20 protein-coding genes are annotated in these 19324 nt (G+C 40.3%); 4 read left to right on the plus strand and 16 right to left on the minus strand.

The features are described from left to right. Positions 1–458 (minus strand): helix-turn-helix domain-containing protein (locus tag AB5026_RS16590; RefSeq protein ID WP_368213879.1); only part of this gene is annotated, 458 nt, incomplete at its 3' end. A 655-nt stretch (positions 459–1113) separates the two neighbouring features. Here AB5026_RS16590 and AB5026_RS16595 point away from each other — a divergent pair. Next, positions 1114–1305 (plus strand): hypothetical protein, encoded by a 192-nt coding sequence (locus AB5026_RS16595; RefSeq protein WP_368213881.1) that lies wholly within the window; start codon positions 1114–1116, stop codon positions 1303–1305. A gap of 90 nt (positions 1306–1395) precedes the next feature. Here the strand turns inward: AB5026_RS16595 and AB5026_RS16600 are convergent, their stop codons facing one another. The 7 genes from AB5026_RS16600 to AB5026_RS16630 form a co-directional block, all read right to left on the minus strand. Beyond that, on the minus strand, positions 1396–3411 hold the full coding sequence (locus AB5026_RS16600) for a hypothetical protein (protein WP_368213882.1): 2016 nt from the start codon (positions 3409–3411) through the stop codon (positions 1396–1398). Continuing rightward, a complete protein-coding gene (locus tag AB5026_RS16605; RefSeq protein WP_368213884.1) occupies positions 3411–4109 on the minus strand; it encodes a hypothetical protein in 699 nt (232 codons plus the stop codon). Before AB5026_RS16605 ends, AB5026_RS16600 begins: the two co-directional genes overlap by 1 nt. Before the next feature lie 254 nt (positions 4110–4363). Then, positions 4364–5047: a Bax inhibitor-1 family protein gene (locus AB5026_RS16610; RefSeq protein ID WP_195657225.1), complete on the minus strand. Its 684-nt coding sequence runs from the start codon at positions 5045–5047 to the stop codon at positions 4364–4366. Between the two features lie 182 nt (positions 5048–5229). After that, a complete protein-coding gene (locus AB5026_RS16615) occupies positions 5230–5577 on the minus strand; it encodes a hypothetical protein (RefSeq protein WP_368213886.1) in 348 nt (115 codons plus the stop codon). Between the two features lie 54 nt (positions 5578–5631). Then, entirely contained in the window at positions 5632–7239 is a 1608-nt protein-coding gene (locus tag AB5026_RS16620; protein ID WP_195657227.1) for a hypothetical protein, read from the minus strand. A 118-nt stretch (positions 7240–7357) separates the two neighbouring features. Continuing rightward, on the minus strand, positions 7358–8173 hold the full coding sequence (locus AB5026_RS16625) for a hypothetical protein (RefSeq protein ID WP_368213888.1): 816 nt from the start codon (positions 8171–8173) through the stop codon (positions 7358–7360). A 74-nt stretch (positions 8174–8247) separates the two neighbouring features. Further along, the gene (locus tag AB5026_RS16630; protein WP_195657229.1) at positions 8248–8487 is read right to left on the minus strand and encodes a hypothetical protein; all 240 of its coding nucleotides are present in this window, start codon (positions 8485–8487) and stop codon (positions 8248–8250) included. 302 nt (positions 8488–8789) lie between these two features. Between AB5026_RS16630 and AB5026_RS16635 the strand changes: the two genes are divergently transcribed. Together AB5026_RS16635 and AB5026_RS16640 are read left to right on the plus strand one after the other, a co-directional pair. Continuing rightward, on the plus strand, positions 8790–9221 hold the full coding sequence (locus AB5026_RS16635; protein WP_368213890.1) for an HNH endonuclease: 432 nt from the start codon (positions 8790–8792) through the stop codon (positions 9219–9221). Positions 9222–9508: 287 nt separating this feature from the next. Further along, a complete protein-coding gene (locus AB5026_RS16640; RefSeq protein WP_368213892.1) occupies positions 9509–10318 on the plus strand; it encodes a hypothetical protein in 810 nt (269 codons plus the stop codon). A 45-nt stretch (positions 10319–10363) separates the two neighbouring features. On the opposite strand, the gene AB5026_RS16645 is transcribed toward AB5026_RS16640, so the two are convergent. The 3 genes from AB5026_RS16645 to AB5026_RS16655 all read right to left on the minus strand — a co-directional run bounded on the left by AB5026_RS16645 (position 10364) and on the right by AB5026_RS16655 (position 12663). Beyond that, on the minus strand, positions 10364–10975 hold the full coding sequence (locus AB5026_RS16645) for a thymidine kinase (RefSeq protein WP_368213893.1): 612 nt from the start codon (positions 10973–10975) through the stop codon (positions 10364–10366). Positions 10976–11400: 425 nt separating this feature from the next. Continuing rightward, positions 11401–11943, minus strand: coding sequence for a hypothetical protein (locus AB5026_RS16650; RefSeq protein ID WP_368213894.1), 543 nt, complete (start codon positions 11941–11943; stop codon positions 11401–11403). Positions 11944–12006: 63 nt separating this feature from the next. Continuing rightward, entirely contained in the window at positions 12007–12663 is a 657-nt protein-coding gene (locus AB5026_RS16655; protein WP_368213897.1) for a hypothetical protein, read from the minus strand. 433 nt (positions 12664–13096) lie between these two features. Between AB5026_RS16655 and AB5026_RS16660 the strand changes: the two genes are divergently transcribed. Beyond that, positions 13097–14476 carry a leucine-rich repeat protein gene (locus tag AB5026_RS16660; RefSeq protein ID WP_368213898.1) on the plus strand — a complete coding sequence of 460 codons (1380 nt, stop codon included), beginning with the start codon at positions 13097–13099 and terminating at the stop codon, positions 14474–14476. A 92-nt stretch (positions 14477–14568) separates the two neighbouring features. Here AB5026_RS16660 and AB5026_RS16665 read toward each other — a convergent pair whose 3' ends face one another. The 5 genes from AB5026_RS16665 to AB5026_RS16685 form a co-directional block, all read right to left on the minus strand. Beyond that, entirely contained in the window at positions 14569–15105 is a 537-nt protein-coding gene (locus tag AB5026_RS16665) for a hypothetical protein (RefSeq protein ID WP_368213899.1), read from the minus strand. Positions 15106–15168: 63 nt separating this feature from the next. Beyond that, the gene (locus tag AB5026_RS16670) at positions 15169–16149 is read right to left on the minus strand and encodes an RNase A-like domain-containing protein (protein WP_173734202.1); all 981 of its coding nucleotides are present in this window, start codon (positions 16147–16149) and stop codon (positions 15169–15171) included. 79 nt (positions 16150–16228) lie between these two features. Continuing rightward, the gene (locus AB5026_RS16675) at positions 16229–16774 is read right to left on the minus strand and encodes a hypothetical protein (protein WP_368213900.1); all 546 of its coding nucleotides are present in this window, start codon (positions 16772–16774) and stop codon (positions 16229–16231) included. Between the two features lie 249 nt (positions 16775–17023). Further along, positions 17024–18718, minus strand: a complete 1695-nt coding sequence (locus AB5026_RS16680) for a leucine-rich repeat domain-containing protein (protein ID WP_368213901.1) — start codon at positions 18716–18718, stop codon at positions 17024–17026. Between the two features lie 115 nt (positions 18719–18833). Further along, the gene (locus AB5026_RS16685; RefSeq protein WP_368213903.1) at positions 18834–19265 is read right to left on the minus strand and encodes a hypothetical protein; all 432 of its coding nucleotides are present in this window, start codon (positions 19263–19265) and stop codon (positions 18834–18836) included. Positions 19266–19324: the final 59 nt, after the last annotated feature.

A 19324-nucleotide genomic window follows, 5' to 3' on the forward strand; every position in this document is an offset into this window, starting at 1 on the left:
TAAACAAACTTGTCTGTATCCTTAAGATATTCCTTTTCTTTTTTTAATGCCGGAAGGTATTCTTTTTTATACTGTGAGACCGTTAAAGCCTTTTTGGTCTCCTTATAGTATTCCTCACGTTTAGAAAGGTAGTCATTATGTATTACACGGGCATTCCCAATCTGCTGGTTAATTGCAGTCTGTTTGTCTCCTGGAATCAGCTCTAAAAGGACGCCATAATTATGTATGCATTTTCCGTAAGGCTCTAATGCTTTATTCTTCTGCTTAATGATATTAAATCCGCCTTTGCCTCCACGAAACTCAAAAGTACCATCAGGCAGTTGCTCCGCCGTGACAATGTATTTTATCGGTTTTTCTGCGGCAGAGTTTACCTCCTTGACGGCCTTTTCCTTTTCTGCGGATTTCGCCTTCTTGGCGGCCTGTAATTTACGGGCTTTCTTCCTATTTGAGTTTGCCATATCGTACGCCTCCTTTCTATAAATTTCTTATATTTTTAATATGCCGAAAAAGATGGAAACGAGACGTTTTTTTGCGAAAAAAACTAACAAAGAAACAAAAAGCTTCTCTACATTTAAATGTAGAGAAGCCAAAATCGCAGGCGATATTTTTATGTATTTAAAAAGAAAAGCCATCTAACTCATCGACGGACGGGAAACCGCGGTCAAACCTGCTTGCCCGTCGGTCTGAAGATAATTGGATACATACGAGGGAGCAGAAATCCCGTCCGTGCTTTGCACTCCGACTTCGTCGTCGTTTGTCAGCCCTTGCGGTGTACTACGCTCAGACTTGCGGCTTCGCTTGTCAGCCCTTACGGGCTTGGTGCAAGCGAGTGTAAACTCGCTGCATCACGACTGAAGTCACGAGAATGCGACGGCTGAATTTTTCAGACTGGAATATTTATCGTTGCCCTTATTGATTTATGCTACATGATATTTAAGGACAAAAAAAATGAGCCGCCCACTACTGCAATAGTGAACGACTCGTGAATAAGAACTAATTATTTCACTAGAGGGTAGGCCAAACATCTGGGCTTTCCCTATTTCTATATATCATATTACATTATTTGGCTGAAAAAATCAAGACCTTCTATGAAAAAACAAGGAGTTTTCAGATATGGAACAATGGGATGTCATATGTATCAGATGCGGCAAGCACTTATTCTCCGAACAAAGAGCATCTACTGCCGGCGACATACACCGCCTGCACGAAACAAACGACGAATTCTACGACGAAATTAAGGCTGAGTTTTACTGCACCAAATGTGCAAGAGACCTTGGCTATGACACGGACGAAACAAACGACTAACACATACAAACATAGCAGCAACAGCCGGACAAAGGCCGGCTGTTGCTGCGTTCTTTTTCTTCTTCTTTTCTCTCTTTCTTTCCTCCTCTCCTACGCCACTTTGTACACCTTCACATCTCCTTTTTCAAACACACATTTATATATTTTTTTTATCACCTCATCGCTACACTCATGCTCTTCATACGCCATCCCGTCTTCATAAATGATATAATCAATCCCTTCCTTTTTTACCAGTTCTTTTACTTTTTCTTTATCTTTTGAGGAATAGATTTCAATCGCATTTGCTGCCCGGGTATCTGTATCATAACCCGCAGACCATGCGTAATATGGCCAGCCGTTATATAACATGATTCCGGATAAGGTGATTTCCGACATGCTCTCTTCTCCCGTCAGCACCAGGTCGTTTTCTTTTACATTTTCTTTTAACCATTCTGTAAGACTGCTGCCCATGTCTATCTTTAAAGCGCGTTTATCTGCGTTGTAGATAGTCAGAAGGTCATAAGCCCCGGTGGCAGTCAGGGTTATCGCCAGCAACACGGCCAGCGTTCTTAAAAAGATGTTTCTGCTTCCCCATAATCTCGTCAGCGCATATGCCCATATCATGTTCAAAAAGATTGTTGAGATGATAATGTACTTGTGATTGACTGCGATATCCGGTGTCATGGAAACTGTAAAGGCAAAAATCACCGGGAACAGAAAAGCGGCAATCATCGCGCGTTTCTTGCCTTTGAACACTACAAGGAAGACAGCCACACCGAGGAAGAAGACTCCGGAAAGCATGATAAGATATAATACTACCCCGCCGGCGGTCTGTTTATCAGCCAGGAACCCGAAATAAAACCTTGTCTTCATCTCATCCTTCATACTGCTTACGATTCCTGCAGGCATAAAGAATCTTTTTTGTGCAAAAGACAACGCAATTGCATTGACAGCCATGATTACATAGTCAAATTTATTTGACGACATAACAGCAAATCCTGCAAGGATTAACAGTGTGGCAACAACAACTGCACCGTTCCAGAATGCCAGCGCCCCAAGCATTACGCCAAATGCGGCGGCAATCGGCCAGTCAGGAGAAAGAGCCCAGGCCTGTTTGCTTAACAAAGTTGTTTTCATTACAACAGCCACACGGCTCTGCGATACAGCGTTCTTTTTCTCGCTGATTTCTTTTTTTTTGTCCAGCCAGTCCAGACGCCCAGAAAAATACATGATAGGGATAATAGCGATGAGCAGGCCAAACCCCAGGTGCCGCTGATTTAAAAATACGTTGTAATTCCAAAGCCCCCAGTCTTCATGTGCTGTATAACCGATAAATGATGTATTATGTAAGAAATCACGCCAGTTCCCACTTGCGATTGACTGAATGAGTCTGTCAAATACTGCAATGCTGCTTCGGCAGAAAAACATCAGGACAGTCAGGGCGCCTGCTGCTGTGTTCCCTGTCAGTTCCTGCGTGAAATAAAACAGCAGGACCAGGAACCCCCAAAGAGATGCCGCTGAGATAAGGTTAAATGCCCAGTCAATCCGCATTCCCAGGAATTCCAGGTTCCCAGCCAGAAACTGAAACATGAAATGATATTTGACGTCCTGTCCACCGTAATGCGGATACTGTGTTGGAAAGTTATCATGGAATGAGAAGGAACGAATCATTGCGGTATGCGGGGAATAGTCACTAAAAACCGTAACTCCGGATTTTAAAATCTCTTTTCCATTTTCTGCATCAATATGGAAAACATAAAACATAGTCCATAAAATAAAACCAAAAAGAGCACCCAGAAGTAATCCTTCTCTTACAAACAGTCGCTTGTTTTGGATTCCTGACTTGTCTTCCGTATGTCGCTTCCCTTTTATTGTTACGAATGCAATAAAGCAAGCTACGGCGATTGCGACTGCATTTCCATAAATCTTTGGATATCTCATGTCAAACATTACTTTTGCGGTATACGATACAAGATATGCTGTCCATCCTGATATCAGGTATCCAATGCCAACAGCCATGGCGAGCCTGCACCATATTGTGTTTTCAGCCTTTCGTCCAACCGGAATCTTTCCGGCTATTTCAAACCCGCATAAAAAAGAGGAAACTAAAAAGATAATCGCAGGCATTATTTGCGCTCCTTTCCAGTATCCGGCAGCAAGGCCTTTTCATAACTTACGATTTTTTTATTTCGAAGACGGTTTACGGTATCAGTTATATCTACCTCCTGCATCTTAACCTCCTCATCTTTGCCATACACACGCATCAGTATCTTATCAGGGGTAGTCCAGTCTCCCGACACTGTCAGGCTTTCGTAGATAGGGGCCCCATCGGACCAATCATCCCTGCTTTCATTCATCTTTTCATAGCATTCTTTGCAGCATGGGATAATCCAGCCTCGGTCATTGATGATTGGTGTGTCCATCTTTCCACAATGGACGCATACGCTGCTTGAGATACTGTTGTACTTATCAATGATATCTTCTGCTTTACAGTTTTTCGGCACTCCACCAAGGTAAATCCTCAAATTTCCATATTTCTCTTTTGCCTGCAGAATCTGTGCTGTATACAGACAGCTGCAGCGGATAAACTCTGCTCTCAACTCCTCACACAGTTCATGCCCAAATCGAATGACCCACCCTTCTGGAATATCGCCACTCCATGCACTCAATATAGGCGGGGACTCTTCCTTTTCTTTTTTTGAAAGTTTTGTCCCGGTATACCAGTGCGTTTTTTCTTCCAGGAACGGGTACCGTTTTTTTATCTGGTCCCAATAGCGTTTTTGCATGACCAGTTCTTTTTTATTTTTGCGTTTTGCTTTTGACATTTTTTGCTCCTTTCTTTTGAATTTTTTAGATATATACAATATGCAGAATTTTATGGAAAACGTCCAATTTTTGCGGGATGCGTTTTGGGAAATATATATGCCATCACTGACTCACAAGTAAAACTGGACTCGTTACACATTTGCGACAAAAGTCCCGATGTTTGCCTCTGCGAGCAGTCAACGGATTTGGTATTTGGCTGAAAATTTTGCAACAAAAAAAGCGGCCGGTGCGAAGCACCGTGCCGCTACAACATTCAGTCGTCTGAATGTTCGCCAAAAATCTCAAGTAATGATAAGAAAAGATTGACTATATCCAGATATATATCCATCGCACTGCCAATTGCATTTGAGATTGTGTATGGATACACCTGAGAACGCGATACGTCATACGAAATGTAAAAACTAAAAATGATTGCGCTAGCCCAGGAAATCGCATTGCTTTCTATTCCCATAAAAAGCAATATAACCTCAGCCGCAATGAGCCCCATCAGTGCCATGAACAGTAGACTGCCAAGCCTGTTGCAGAACTGCGGGTTCAGGACTGCGAAAAACGTCATAGTCGCAATAATCAACGTTGCAGCCAGAAACGCTTCCGTCACCACTTCGGAGCCGAGTCCACCGTATTCCTGCACTGCAACGGAAATCACAAACCCGCTTGGCAGCACAATCAGGTTATATCCGACAAATCCGGCTACAGGATTCGTAGATACCGCAGACATTATACATCCAACAATCACACAGACCAGATAGGCCAGGAAGAACGCAACAGAATTCACCGTTGTTGCCATATTGCTACAAAAGAGGCAAATCAGAAAATTTGCCACCAAGCCGTACAATATCATGCCAAAAATCGTAGCATTATATTTTCTTGCCGTAAGAATCCTTCCGTCATATGACTGAAGCCGCGCTTCCTTTCTTCTTTTGCTTAAACTTACCATATTTCTTTACCTCCATTCTTTGTTTTCCGGCACAAAAACGCACCGATATTTTTACATCATTTAATATGCAAAACCCGGCACATCATATAAAACGCATTCAGAACTCTGACCCTCTTGCTTTTTTCAGTCCCCTTTCCTTTTTGTTCCTCTTTTTTTAGACTCATCCATCCCGCAGTCGTTCCCTACTTCTCCATCACCTCCACAACAACATACGAATTCGGAATCCCTTTTGCGATTTCTCTTTTGTCATTTCTTTTTTCGTCATACACCGGCCCGAATTTGTCAAACTTCGTTAACTGATATCGGTATACGCCATCTGTGCACGGCGACACGATGACAAACTCTTCCGCATCCGGACTTCCGTCTTTGCTGTACATGGAAGCCTGTGTTGAAGCAATCAGATTAGCCAGCGCGGCGCGCCGCAGGGCTAAAGCATGGAACCACTCCTCCGCTTTCTTGTCGTCTTCGAACAACTCCTTTCCGGTAATGTGCGGCAGCGGTGGAATTTTTGGGAAATTATCTTTCTGCATATCTTTGTCTCCTTTCGTTCTTCTTTCCAAGCAATATGCAGAATGCCGAAAGCCTTAAGAAAGCCAGTTCTGCACGAGTTTCCAGTACCTTCTTTCGCCTTCATCGTCAGTAATCTCATACATAGTTTCGGCGTATTCCATCCAGGCCGGAGGCATCTTTCTCAGAAATTCACGTGTTTTTTTTGGATATAGCATAGCAACACAGCGATGCTCCAGTAAAGATAAGGCTTCCGTGATATTGCTGTCAGGAGTTTGGTCTATATCGTCCGGTGTACGGCTCCGTAGCCAGTCTATCCAGTCCATATCTGTAAAATGATTAAATCCGCAACATTTTCTCTCAAAAGGCATTTCCGCAAAGACTTTATAGTCAGCACCCGGCAGCAGGACTGTGTTTTTGGCACCCGGCAGGAATATTTCGCTGAACCGTCCATTTTTACCCACTTTTTTCATCGTTTTCTTTCGCAGCAGGCCACAATTTATGAGGTCCGCCACCGCATCAGCGATTTCCTGTCTGGAGACGATATTAGAAACCCCGGAACCCAGGGTCAAATATATCTCTTCGGTTATGGTTTTTTCTTCCCAGTCATACGCGTCTTTCTCAGGCCACTCTTCTCCCTCTCTTTCTGCAACCATTTTTAGGATGGTCCGGTGCAGCAGGCTTCCACAGGTTTTCAGTTTCTTGAGCCTGGATTCAATCTTCTTTTTTAAGGCCTCTTTCTCCTCATAGTATTCTTCTGTCACTACCTCATCCCATGTTTTAAGCGCAACAGAATCAACCGTTCCTGTCATATGTTTTTTATAGCTTTTATCGCCAAAACCAATCGTTATGTGCACGGAATCGTTATTGATGATTATCTTTATATTCTTCTTTTCGTCTTTGTTGTTTTGCTGAAAAGCAAGACATTTTCGCAGTTCTCCAGCGTTTTCATTAATAAACTTTGCAGCTTGCTTCTGGCCGTAGTTTTTCCGCGTTCCAATCTTTCCGTTCTTGTAGATAAACGGGAACTGATAATACTGGAAACTGATTTCCCCGTTTCGGCTGATTACCATGTTTGTGAGCTTGTGTCTGATTGGTTCTCCCTTTTCTGTATCGTTGTTTATCACTGCATTTGCGAGCCAGAAATACCGTGAGCAGAACCAGTCTGTATATGGTATGAATTCCTTATCTACGACGACATCCGGATGAGACTTTATAATGTCCAGGATTCTTTGCTTGATATCCGTTTCTGTTTCTTTATCTGGTATAAAATCGTAAGAGTCACGCTTCAGCACATCCAATATCTCTTTTTTCATCATATCAACTGTCCAGTTCTTGCTGTACATCAGGATTGTTTCCCTGACATGCCCGATGCTGTTGTTTTTAAGCACTGGCTGTATCATAACAGTGTAAGTCACAGACTTTTTAGTAGTATGTACTTCTGAGGATACGTCGACAGACTGGAAAATGGATTTTCCTGAAAAAACAATCCCCTGTGTGATTTTGCTTAATGCTGATTTAAAACGCTGCGTCTCCATTTTCTGTAGATTTTTTTTGTCCGCCTGAGGGTTCTTCTTTTTCTTCTTTTTTTGCTGCGTTTTTTTATTCACAATTGGTGCCGTATTAGGCCTTGCAGCCTTTTTATGTAGTTCAGATTCTATACTTTTAGGCTTTTTTTCTGCCATGTCGTTCTCCTTTTTTATGTTTTTCTATCTGCAATATGCAGAATATTTGCCTTTGCCAGCGAAAAAAATACAAAAAAAAATAGCAGGTGCTGACGCATCTGCTATTTTTTAACTATGCCTACAGAGCAAACCTATCTTCTTCGGCTTTTACTGCGGCTTCTGCCTCCTCGCTTCCAGCCTCTGGTACGCCTAACGCTGCTGAAAGTACATCTTTTAATCCCATGCCGGCCTGCGGATTTGAAGACTTTTTTGTATCCTCTTTCGCCTCCTGGGCTGGAGTAAAATTTACGGAATCACATGCTGCCGGAGCGACCTCCGGGCCATCGGTTGAGACCATCGGTGTGGCCTGAACGTCTGATTCGGTCACATCGTCATCGTCGTCATCATCGAGAGAGAATTCGTTGCTGTTAATCTGCTGTTTTGTCGTATTTGTTAAAAAATCGTTCTGATTCTCCTGATTTGTTTTTGTCCGTGATACGGTCCCGGAAGGGTCTTTTTCTTTTGCATAATCAAAGCATTCTGGCTTGGCTGCTGCCGCTGGTCTCCTATACTCTGCATCTGCAGTACTGGAGTTCATCTCTTCCAGGATTTCCATGACCCTGGACGCTTTCACTTCAATGATAACCGGCTCTTTTTTCGGCATTTCTGGCTGCTGTCCCATTTGACGAGACGGATGAGCCTGTGGAGACTGTGGTTTCAGTCTTAAAATACAGTCTTTTACAGAATCTGCAATCTGTGAGACATTTCCCACTCTTTCATACGCATCGTAAATGTTTCTGACGGTAATGCCTCCGCATGGCTGGCCGTTAAGTCTGATGTTCACGGCTTCAGGTCCGAATTCAATATCGTAGTCTTTCAGCTGCGGGTCATACTTCAGAAGTATTGAAAGCACGTTGACAAGTTCTTCCTTTGGCATTTTCTCTAATTTACTCATAGTTCTTTTTCCTTTCTTTTTTATGATATTTTTTTTACTTTTTTAATATGCCAAAAAACCTGAGACATAAGAAATCAGCTTGTCAGAATCATTACCAGCGCATAGCATACACATATTAACCCGACAATGATGGCCGGTGCAGCGCCGACTGTCCGGAACAATAAACATACCGCCCCAAGACTCGATAACAGAAACCCCGCCAGCATTATTTTTGCGCCTGCTTCTTTTTTATCCATACAGCACAGCATCGCAATCCCACCAAGGATTACCACGATGCCGAGACATAAAATGAAAACACACGCTTTAATTAGCATCTCTTTTCCTCCTTACATTTATTTTCTCTTGTCTGCAATATGCTGAATCTTACGTCCTTTTTTTTTCTTTGCGGAAATTTTGCATATTTTTTACATCAACCAAAAGAAGAAAGGAGTAAGAAATGCAGATTCTTTACAAACAGGCAACGAAACAGTATATACACTACGATGCCTCTGCGCGCAGGTCTGACCTTGTAAGCGATGTTAATGAAGCGACCGAGATGGCGAATGACCTCGCTGTGTCGATTCTCAACAGATGCAGTAAAAAATTAAAAGGATTTGAGAGTATCCCTGCTGAATCCGTGAAAAAATCAGCATCATCAACTTTGTCAAACAGTTCAGTTAAAATCATCAAAACTCCGCGCAGACGTTTTACAGCGAAGGAACGCCGCGATATTTACATACGGGACAAAGGCACTTGTGGCATTTGTGGAAGATTCGTGCCGCCTGATAGTTTTACCGTTGACCATATCGTTCCGATATCTAAAGGAGGAACCTATGATTACAATAATCTTCAGTGCTGCTGCCGCAAATGTAATCAATTAAAAGACGATGCCCTCCAAGATGATTTTTTCCAGGTCATGCTTTCTGTTGTAGACTATCAAATCTCAGATAAGCACAATAAAAAGATTAAAAAAGGCATCAAAAAAATTTACAAAAAAGCATACAAATCATCTAACTCATCGGAGAAAAAAAATAACAGCAAAAAAAAGAATAAAGCAAAAAAGAACTGACCAAACAGCCTCACGGAAAATATCTGTGAGGTTGTTTTTTTGTGGGAAATATCTCAAAAGATGTATAGTTTTACCGAAATCGCTATATTTGATAACTCCCCGACTTTGCCGGAGTCGTTACCAATTTGCGCAGCAAATGTCAAGCGAAGCCGTCAAGCTGAGCGCAGTACGGTTTTTTGCCGCTGACCAACGAAGCCGTAAGACTGAGTGCAGAGCATAAATTGATTGACGTGGCATTGTGCAGTTGCTATACTAAAAACAATGAAAAGAAGGGATTTTTTATATAAATGAAAAAATATATAAAGTATACTGAAAGTAATGGCAAAGAAGTAAATAAAGAATACTCAGATGAAGAGGTTGTGAGGGTATTACAGCAGCAGCAAGAGATTCAAAACAAAGGCCATGCGCAAATGGCCGTAATGTTTGGCCTTGATTTCGACAGAAGAAATGTTGACGTTTTGAAGATTGTATTATTTAACGATAAACCGACAGACAAAAATACTTTCACAGTTTATATCGCAGATGCTGACATTCTTACAGACAAAGCAGAGTGGTCTGCATTTAGTGGGCATATCGAAGGATTGCTTATTAATACATTTCCTGAGAAGCATCTATACCCTCTAAAAGAGAGATGGCATATTATGATACAAAAATTATTCTTCGATTTCTATGATGATGACCCAGGGCAAGGCTCTTCATTATCTCCAGATGTAGACATTGACTATAGAAAAGAGAAACTGATAGACAGTTATTCGCCTGTTAACGAAATACATGATTTACCATACGATGACAATATTTTACTTATTGAAGTTGAAGATGTCATTAATTACCTGGGCAAACGTCTGGAATGTATAAAAGTGTGTATTCAGTCAGGCGGATTTTCCGAGAAGTATGATGATTACTTGTATTCTATCATCATACAAATGAATCAATTGCACAAAGATGAGTACTGCGAAATCGATATAAAAGAATTCCTGGAAAAATATGATGGGATTGAGAAAATAAAACAGACAGCGCAATATGTCGGGGATATCATTTCAAAAGAATGGCCTGAAATCGATATATTTGTTGATTGTACGGTAGATAAGGACGATTAAAAAATAAGAGCAGGCTTCGCCTGCTCTTAAAATGCTTTTGTGCTACTATTTTTCAGCCATATGTCTTTTGGGCAAATCTGATTTTGTCTGCATGTCCGGATAAGTCTTTCCTTCTCTAAAATGGCGTCTGCAAAGAGAAATATAACTTTCATTAGCGCCAACCATCACCTGTTTTCCTGCACGGATGATTCTGCCTTTCTCGTCAATCCTTGCATTACAGCGGGCTCCTTTTCCACACCAGCAGACCGTCTTGATTTCTTCAATCTTGTCTGCCCACGCAAGTAGCCACTGGCTGCCCTCGAAAAGATTCTGTTGGAAATCAGCACGCAGTCCGTAACAGATGACCGGAATCCCGAGGTCATCCACGATGTGAACAAAAAACTCAATATCGGACTTCCTGCAGAACTGCGCTTCATCAATAATGAAACAGTCATACTGTTTAAGCGCTACATCGTTCATCTGAACCAATTCTTCAACGCTGATACACGGCTGCTCCAGCCCAATCCGGCTATGCATTACACCAATCTCTCTCGTGTCTGTCAGAGGTTTTGCAAGCAGTGCTTTTTTGCCTCTCTCATTGTAATTGTAAGCGACCATAAGTGCATTTGCGGTTTTAGAGCTGCCCATGGCGCCATAGCGAAAATAAAGTTTTGCCATTATTTTTTCTCCTTTTTTTGTTGTGATTTGTTATGGTTGTATATCTGATACAAGTAATATGATGGATTTTACGCACATAAGAAAAAATTATCGATGGGCGGGAAAAACTGCGGCCAGAATTGCCGTCAGGGAAGTGATGCCGTAAACAGTCCGGCCCTGAACAATCAGCTGTCTGTCGGTCTGCACCTCCCCGGCTTTGCCGGCGTCGGTACCAGAGCACGCATAGGAGTACAAAACTCCGCTCACTCAGCATCGCGGACTTTCGTTTGCTTCGCACATATATCGTGCTCTACACTCCGACTTCGTCGTTGTTTGTCAGCAGTTGAAAGACATACAGCCAAATAAAGAGGCAGCAGAGTAAATCTGCTGCCCACCTTTTTTTACGATATATTTGTTCCATACATACCATAGCATTTCCACTACAGTTATTTTGTATTTGACATATTTTTGGCGTTAATCAGCACTGTCAATGCCTCATAAGCGATATCTCTCTTTATATCATCAGAACCCCCTCCCCCTGATTCTATCAGTGTTTCCATATCTTCTGGGAATTTTGGATTAATATCATTGTCAAGACAGTATTTCTGAGCATGAAATGCAAATTTTTCATATTCCTGTTCATTGATTAGACTAAGAAGAAAATCGATTCCTGAATCTGCATTGATTAATCCATGTAGAAAATTAAGTTCTGCATCTGAAGCCAGTAAATTATCAGCAACAGTCAATCCTACTACTTCATCTTTTTGCAATGCATCTTTAAAAGCGTTGAGCATGTTCTTAGCAATCGTTTCTTTTTCTTCCATGGATGCATCTTCACTCAGCAACATATCAAAGTTTTCCGGCATATATTTAAAATTTGTATCCAAAAATAACTTTAAAAATGCACCTGTTAATTCAGTGTATTCCTTTTTCTCGTTAAGTTCAGCCAAGAACTCATATCTGTCCTGAAGTGACATTTCATTACACATATATATACCTCCATATATTATTAGCCTTTAGAAATAAGCCATGGTCTTCTGCGTATCGATGGATTAGTTAAGGTTTTTCGCCAAAAATAAGTCAACCATAAGAGAATACGCGATTTCTTTTTTTTCGTCATTTTTGAGTTCTGATTTTTGCAATGATTCTATTTTAGAACTGTTTATCAGATTTCCGGTTCCTGCACAAATTTGGAGATACGTAGAAACAAATGCTGGGAATTGAAATACCTCAATATACGTTGCCAATTGTTCCAACCCTGGTATATATTTTTGCTTTATTTTGATACTTCGTTCATCATCGACGGACGGGAATCTGCGGTCAAACTCGTTTGCCCGTCGGTCTGCAGGTAATTGGACACGTACGCGGGAGTCGGAAACCCCGTCCGCGCTCTGCACTCCGACTTCGTCGTCGTTTGTCAGCCCTTGCGGGCTTGGTGCAAGCGAGCATAAGCTCGCTGCATCATGGCATTGATGTTTGTAGGACTTTAATACAATTAACATCTTTTTAGTTATTAGTTCTTTTTCGTCATCTTCTACTTCAGCGCTATTAAGAAGCTCAATTTCATCTAAGATTACCTGAGAACCTTTGACTGCATATTTCATCAAGTATTCGAACGTGAACTGGTTAAACTTATGAAGTCTTGATAAACGCAACAATTCATTATAAATGGTATAGTCATTATACCATACCGTAGTTGAAGTAGACATTAATACACCTCCATATTTTTTTAGAATCTTACTACAAGTAGCTTTCCAATATGGGTCTATTAATCAAATATTATATATATCAATATAACATATTTTTGATATTTTTACAAATGTTTTTGAAAATATTACACGAATTTTTTATATATTTTTAAAATTTTAAGCAAAACAATGCAACATGGCAAAAATGGGTTCTTGTATTTTCCAATAGCCCATTTCCTTTCTACCCATTTCTTTCCAAGCACCTCAAAACCAACGCAATCTCATCTCTTCCAAGGCTTTTATTCCTCATCATTTCCTGCAGATTTTCCATCTCTTCATAAGAGCCAATCGTGTTGACATCAGTATATCAGTCTTTGCATCTGTATTTTTTTTGTATTTTCTGAAATATGGCATATTGTTCATAAATAAAAAAATAAAGAAAGGGATAAAGAAAATGGAAAGAAAAATAACAAACGATGTAGTCACTGAAATTGGTCTTACGCAGAGAAACAAAACTCTTACTCTTGAAGGAGATGTTGCCGTCTATGATTTAAGAGGGATGAAAAAAGAATTTCCAAATATTACGACCTTAAAAATCAAGAACGGTGTAACAGCTATTCGGATATCAAATCGTACATTTCCGAACATCCGAAAGGTTATATCAGAGTCTCCGCTCTTTGAGACAAAGGAAACAATGCTTATCAGAACAAGCAAATTGAAAAGTGAAAAAGGAATTTTGCTGAATGCATTTTGTAAATCTGAAGAAGAAACCTTGTATTTCAAAAACGTTGCTGTTATAGCGGACATGGCACTTGATGGGTGTGATACAAAAAAAGTATTTAATACAGAACATCTTACCTGTATCAACAAAGACGGACTCTCAGGCTCTGCTTTCGACTTAAATAAAGCACACCCTGGAAGTGGGCCTATCATGTTTGGAGACTGTCTCATTGGATTCAATGATGACACTGGCTCGTATGAGCTCACGAAAGATGTAAAATATATTATTTTTCCGGAAGGCTTTTCTGGTAGTAAGCTAGAAAGACTCGTTGTGAAAGATTACAAATTGCTCAGTGTGCTTAATGGAATTGGGGATGCTCAGATTTGTGATACCTTGTACATTGACGATATAACAGATTTTCGAGAAGCATTTGGCTCGAACGAAATTTGTTTAAACGCGAAACATGTTCAAATCAACGATGAGAATAACTATCTTAAGTCCCAAAACGATATGATTTTCGATAAAAAAGGTGGTATTCTGTATGATTCCGCATGGTTCCTATCAGGGAATGCGGTAATACCAGATGGAGTCAAGACTATTCGTACATATGCTTTTTCGTCTCCGTATATTGCTTCAGTAGAGTTTCCAGCTTCTGTGACTAATATTCAGTCTGGAGCTTTCCTTAATGCTGACAATGTCACAGTTATTCAGTGTAATGGAGAAAATGTTCCGCATGGCTGCATTGAGGCATTCGCAAGGAACTATGAGCCATATCCGGATGACAAAAATACCGTCATTAAGATTGTATGTAATAAAGGCCATGTTTTTTTGCCACGATATATGACCGAAAAGAGTATCAAAAAGCTGGACAAAATCTGTAATGAAGAGTTTGCAACATTGAAAAAGGCATACCAATATGCAATTAATGAAGAGGTAAGACAAGATACTATGATAAGAGAATATGCCTTTTCGAAAGATAAAAATATTGCAGCATACCTGAAAGATGACATAAAGTCCATCGTCTTGCGGTATATTCAAGAAGATAGGGAAAGCGATGCCATCGTCGCCGTGAATATTGGAATGCTTTTGGAGGATGACCAAATCTGTGGCTGAAAATGCAAGTATGAGAGAACTTATACTTAAAATCAATAATACACTTTCGTAGAATAAGCAGAATGAGCAGGCTTATCGCCTGCTCATTCTTTCTATCCATTTCTTTCCAAACATCTCAAAACCAGCGCAATCTCATCTCTTCCGAGGTTTTTCTTCCTCATCAGTTCCTGCAGGTTTTCCATTTCTTCATAAGAGCCAATCGCCTCAAACTCTCTCTTATCCAGTGGGAGAACAACATCATCCATTGTATCTGCAGCATGGCTTATCAGCATGTTTTTACTACGTTCTTTTTCCCATTCTCTTACTTCCTCATCTTTCCCGAGTCCGTAGAAAGATTTTAATTTTTCTAGCAGATAGTCAGTGCTAATATAAGACTCAAATCCCACATAGCATTCTACAGCCAGATTCTCGTATTCCGTGCCATCAAACATATCTTTGTGATGAAAAAGGAACTTATCTCTTGCCCGTGCTGCCGCCGAACCGTCTTTCATCCGCCATGACATGATAGTCCATGTTTCCATATCTGGAAAATCTCTTTTTAGGAAGTTCTCCAGCGTCCATTTCAGATGCTGTGGGATATAAATTGTATTTTTTTGTTCTGTCAGTTTTATATCTTTAAAGGAAATCATTCAAACACCTCCTTTTCTACTTATAGTATGGCATATTTTCTCGTTTTCTGCAATTTTTGCGGACTATCTTTCTTCTTCTACAGAGTCTATCATTTTCTCATCCCGTCCGAGCGCGTCCCGTTGCACTGCTTTTATCGCATCTTGAACCTGCCGCATAGCATTGCAGGCATTTTTGAATATTGTGGAGAATTTCTCCTGTATTTCCGGGTCTTTTAGATTTACACTGAATTTATTTCCAAAGCCACGTTCTTCTGCCATCTCTGAGAGTCTTGTCTCTATCGGTTCAGGTCGACCTCGTCCGCTCTCATCACGATACTGTGAGGTTCTCAGCGTAATAGAATCCTCGTTCATCTTTATCGTGTTTATCTTTAATGGCTTCCCCTCTTTTGGCCTTATCTTGGACTGCAAAAGGATATATTCCTCACCGGTATACCTGTCTTCTTTGTATTTTACAATTGTTTTGGACTGCGGATTGGTTCTGTATAAGATATACGCTTTTCCCAAAGCGGTAGCATTTTTATAGGTTTTTGTCTGCTTAGCGACATAAGACAAATCTCTTTCAGTTTTTTGTATCCGTTCTTCATTTCTTAGCTCAGGATATGCCGTTACCAGGCCGAACCCTGTTTTAGAGTATAGGTCTTTTTCCAGACATAAGGTAATATCTTTTGTTTCATATTCTTTAATCAATCCTTTTTTCTTATCAAGCACGAACCCACGCCCCACATATTCATCGAATGGTACGGTAATCATCAGCTGCCTGTCGCTGTACTCATCTTTTAGCCAGTCCAACACGTCATTTTTTTTGTACGCCAAAGCCTCCGCTATCAGGTCATAAGCATAAACTTTATTTTCCTCTGAGTCATTTGGCCTTTCGGTATTTGCGATAAACATGCTTTGTGTTGCCTTTTCTTCTTTCAGTATACGTTCCATTGAATCTATTTCTGACACGGAAATATGTTTTTGTTCTGCGTGTGAACGATAACTTAATATATCATCAACTCTTATTTTATCGTAATTTTTTTCAATTTCTTTTAAGGTAGCCAATTCGCTCACCTCCTGTTTTCTCATATGTTTAATATGAAAAATACAGGAGACAAAAAAAATGAAGAGGTCAAAAGCCTCTTCATTCAGATTTGATTTTAAGCGCACTGAGGATAACATCAATGTCACGCTGCGACAGATGCTTGTCTTCCATCAACCCTTCCAGTTCCGTCATTTCTCGATAAGAGCCGATACCCTTAAACCGCTTTGGGTCTAACCGTACAATGGACACGTTATCGCCTTTTGGTGACTCCGTCACGATTATTGGCTTAACGCTCTCATATCTCCAGTTTTTAACTTCCGGGTCTTCTTCCGGACCACCGTAATAGAACTTGCGAAGCTCTGTATAAAGCCAATCAGGGTCAATATTGGAAAGCAGGCCCATATATTTATCTACAGGGCAGTCTGCATATGCAGTCCCGTCAAATATATACTGATGCTGCATTACATATTCTTTTCTTGCTGTTTTTATTTTTTCGTTCCTCTTAATCTTAAACAGCATGAAAGTTTTATGTTTTACATCTGGGCGTTTGCAGTCCAGAAAGTACAAAAAATCGTTAAGCAGCGCTGCCGGTAAAAAAATGAGCTCCTCTTTATTTGTAAATCTAATATCTTTAAAATCAATCATGATTATTCTCCTTTCTTACTCTTTGTCTTTTCCAATATGCAAAATCCGGTTTATACAAAAACGCCCCGACCGGTTATTCCGGGCAGGGTGCCAAACAAAGAAAGGTATGCGACGGCGAATCCGTCTGATGTCTGGGGGATTTTTTTGTTCCCCTCCTGTTGTCTATACTATACCATACGAATAATGTATGTGCAAATTTTGCGAGTCTTAAGGCTACAAAAAAAAGCCGGGCTTACTGCCCGGCTAAGTCTACATTGAAAATTCGTCTTCGGCTTCCCTCTTCTTTTCTATCTTATCCATCAGATATGCCATACAAACAGCATTATCAATTTGTATATTATCTAGGATAGATTTTAGAGTATCATAACAGTAATCATTTATTTCCAGCATTTTTTTGAATCCATTTGAATCATCTTTTTTTATTAGAAACTCGGCCATAGTAATAGCTTTTTCTTCGGCGAATCTTTTCATATCATCCATAGTTCTTACACTACCGTCCAGACATTCTTTCATAGTAGGGCTCATGATGTATATTGATTCGTTCCCGGCTGTAACATGCACGGTGCCTATCTGCTCAGTTATGAGCGCAAACGTCGCAGATGTTGTCATGCTTTCATTTTCAAAAACAACATAGTCCACTCCAGCAAAAGCCATGTAGTCTACATCATATACAGAGGCTGGGATTCTGAGAGCCTTTATTTTGCAATACGCAAATGCGGCTTCTCCAATAAGTTTTAAACCTTCATTTAATTCCACTTTTTCAAGACCACTGTCCTTAAATGTCATACGTCCGATTTCTTTTATCTGTTTCGGGAATGTGACATGTTTAAGGCTGCTGCAGCCATTAAAAACAGATGAATCGTACATACGGCTTTTGTGCAGACCTATCACTTCAATCCCATTTCCAAAATCAATGTCTTTAAGATATTCACAGTCTTCGAAAGCATGACGTTTTATCTTTTTTAATGAATCTGGAAATGAGACAGAATCTATCTTTGAATTCGCAAACGCATATTCAAATATCGTTTCAACCCCGTCCGGAACGATGAAATGCCCGGTTTTTGTTTCTGGTACCCTGTATAGGAAAGTTCCGTATTTGGAATATAGGACTCCGTCAACAGCCTTAAGATGTGCATTTCCTTTTTCTACTTCGAATATCATTTTTCCAAGCCTTCCAAGTTTGGAGTGGGTAATACGTGAACTTGGAGTCTGTACATCTTTCGCCAGAACCAAAATATCAGGAACTCCGCAAAAACGAGACACCATATCTATGTCGTGCACAACAAGACGGTGTACGTGGTCGATATTTATTCCGCTGATAACTCCTAAGATGTCAGATGGAATTTCCAATTCTTCCGCATTTTCATCAACACCAATCACGAAGTTTCCAAGCAATAGGCATTGATTGTGTCCGGCTTTTAACTGCTCAAACGCTGAGCCGTGAAGAGCCTGCCGGTCCAGTATCTTTGTCTTGTTTGCATTGATTACTTTTGTTGTCTGGCAGCCCTCAAGTGCATTTGCTTCAATAAGATGTATACCTTCTAAATTCAGGACCTCATCAGGTCCAAGACAAAAAGAATTATAAAGCAATTTCATCGGGGAATAAGAGTCGGTTAGATGAACGATATATTTCCCACTGTCAAAATGTTTGGAATACGAAATCACTTCTCTTACATTGGGAAACAGTGCATTCGGAATACTGATATGAAATATGTGGCTTCCTATTATAAGTTTCTTTACATTTGGAAAACTTTTTTCGCTCTTAACAAGATTGAAAGCCAAAATCAGTGCTCCAGTCCTGATTGTTTCGTCTTCGCGTATCCCAAGCATTACCGTTTCTACATCATCTGGGACATCAATGTCGCAACATGAATTCAAATCATTTGATATTGTATAAACCACATTATCTTTATTTTTATATACCGTTTCCATTTCTTTTTTCATTATTTTTTTCCTTTCTTTTTTTGTATTTCTTGCAATATGCTTGATTTTTTTCAGAAAAAAAACACCTTGCGTTTATGCAAGGTGTTATGCCTGTATCTGCGACCAATTTGTCAAATCATTCAGGGTATTCTGAGTCCAATCCTTGGATACCTGTTTCATCACTATGTAGCCACGCCGGATTTAATACATATATTTTTTTTGATTTCATATAATTAAAGCCATCGTCACAAGACGAATCCTCTGTGACATCTTCGTCATCCCATTCGGACCCGTCTGAGCCTAATGGATACTGTCTTTTTTGTATATTCGAAAGTTTTTCCAAAAATTCATCAAAAGATGAAAATTCTAAAAATTCAGCACCAATTTCTTCGTCCATAATGCCAAGAACAGGAAGTACATATAAATCATAGTTATTAGTTTCTGGGATTGTATATGTGTATTTGTTCCTTATCGAGCACCCATCAGACAACAGTACTGTGGCTGGCGCAGCGTAATCGATATTTGGGTCAAGATTATCCAGAGATACTTCTTGTGAACTACTCGGCAATTAAATTACCGAGCATCTGATGTGCGGAGCCTGGGCCCCGTAGATTCAGGGTGGGTCCA

It is taken from the genome of Blautia sp. RTP21359st1_E11_RTP21359_211015 (assembly GCF_040910705.1).
In the GTDB taxonomy this organism is placed as follows: Bacteria; Bacillota; Clostridia; order Lachnospirales; family Lachnospiraceae; genus Blautia_A; species Blautia_A fusiformis.

Excerpts from the sequence above, each read along its gene's own strand:
- AB5026_RS16595 (WP_368213881.1), top strand. The coding sequence starts at position 1,114 with ATGGAACAATGGGATGTCATATGTATCAGATGCGGCAAGCACTTATTC.
- AB5026_RS16665 (WP_368213899.1), bottom strand. The coding sequence starts at position 15,105 with ATGATTTCCTTTAAAGATATAAAACTGACAGAACAAAAAAATACAATT.
- AB5026_RS16645 (WP_368213893.1), bottom strand. The coding sequence starts at position 10,975 with ATGGCAAAACTTTATTTTCGCTATGGCGCCATGGGCAGCTCTAAAACC.
- AB5026_RS16600 (WP_368213882.1), bottom strand. The coding sequence starts at position 3,411 with ATGCCTGCGATTATCTTTTTAGTTTCCTCTTTTTTATGCGGGTTTGAA.
- AB5026_RS16625 (WP_368213888.1), bottom strand. The coding sequence starts at position 8,173 with ATGAGTAAATTAGAGAAAATGCCAAAGGAAGAACTTGTCAACGTGCTT.
- AB5026_RS16660 (WP_368213898.1), top strand. The coding sequence starts at position 13,097 with ATGGAAAGAAAAATAACAAACGATGTAGTCACTGAAATTGGTCTTACG.
- AB5026_RS16640 (WP_368213892.1), top strand. The coding sequence starts at position 9,509 with ATGAAAAAATATATAAAGTATACTGAAAGTAATGGCAAAGAAGTAAAT.
- AB5026_RS16605 (WP_368213884.1), bottom strand. The coding sequence starts at position 4,109 with ATGTCAAAAGCAAAACGCAAAAATAAAAAAGAACTGGTCATGCAAAAA.
- AB5026_RS16680 (WP_368213901.1), bottom strand. The coding sequence starts at position 18,718 with ATGAAAAAAGAAATGGAAACGGTATATAAAAATAAAGATAATGTGGTT.
- AB5026_RS16620 (WP_195657227.1), bottom strand. The coding sequence starts at position 7,239 with ATGGCAGAAAAAAAGCCTAAAAGTATAGAATCTGAACTACATAAAAAG.
- AB5026_RS16650 (WP_368213894.1), bottom strand. The coding sequence starts at position 11,943 with ATGTGTAATGAAATGTCACTTCAGGACAGATATGAGTTCTTGGCTGAA.
- AB5026_RS16610 (WP_195657225.1), bottom strand. The coding sequence starts at position 5,047 with ATGGTAAGTTTAAGCAAAAGAAGAAAGGAAGCGCGGCTTCAGTCATAT.
- AB5026_RS16630 (WP_195657229.1), bottom strand. The coding sequence starts at position 8,487 with ATGCTAATTAAAGCGTGTGTTTTCATTTTATGTCTCGGCATCGTGGTA.
- AB5026_RS16615 (WP_368213886.1), bottom strand. The coding sequence starts at position 5,577 with ATGCAGAAAGATAATTTCCCAAAAATTCCACCGCTGCCGCACATTACC.
- AB5026_RS16655 (WP_368213897.1), bottom strand. The coding sequence starts at position 12,663 with ATGTCTACTTCAACTACGGTATGGTATAATGACTATACCATTTATAAT.
- AB5026_RS16675 (WP_368213900.1), bottom strand. The coding sequence starts at position 16,774 with ATGATTGATTTTAAAGATATTAGATTTACAAATAAAGAGGAGCTCATT.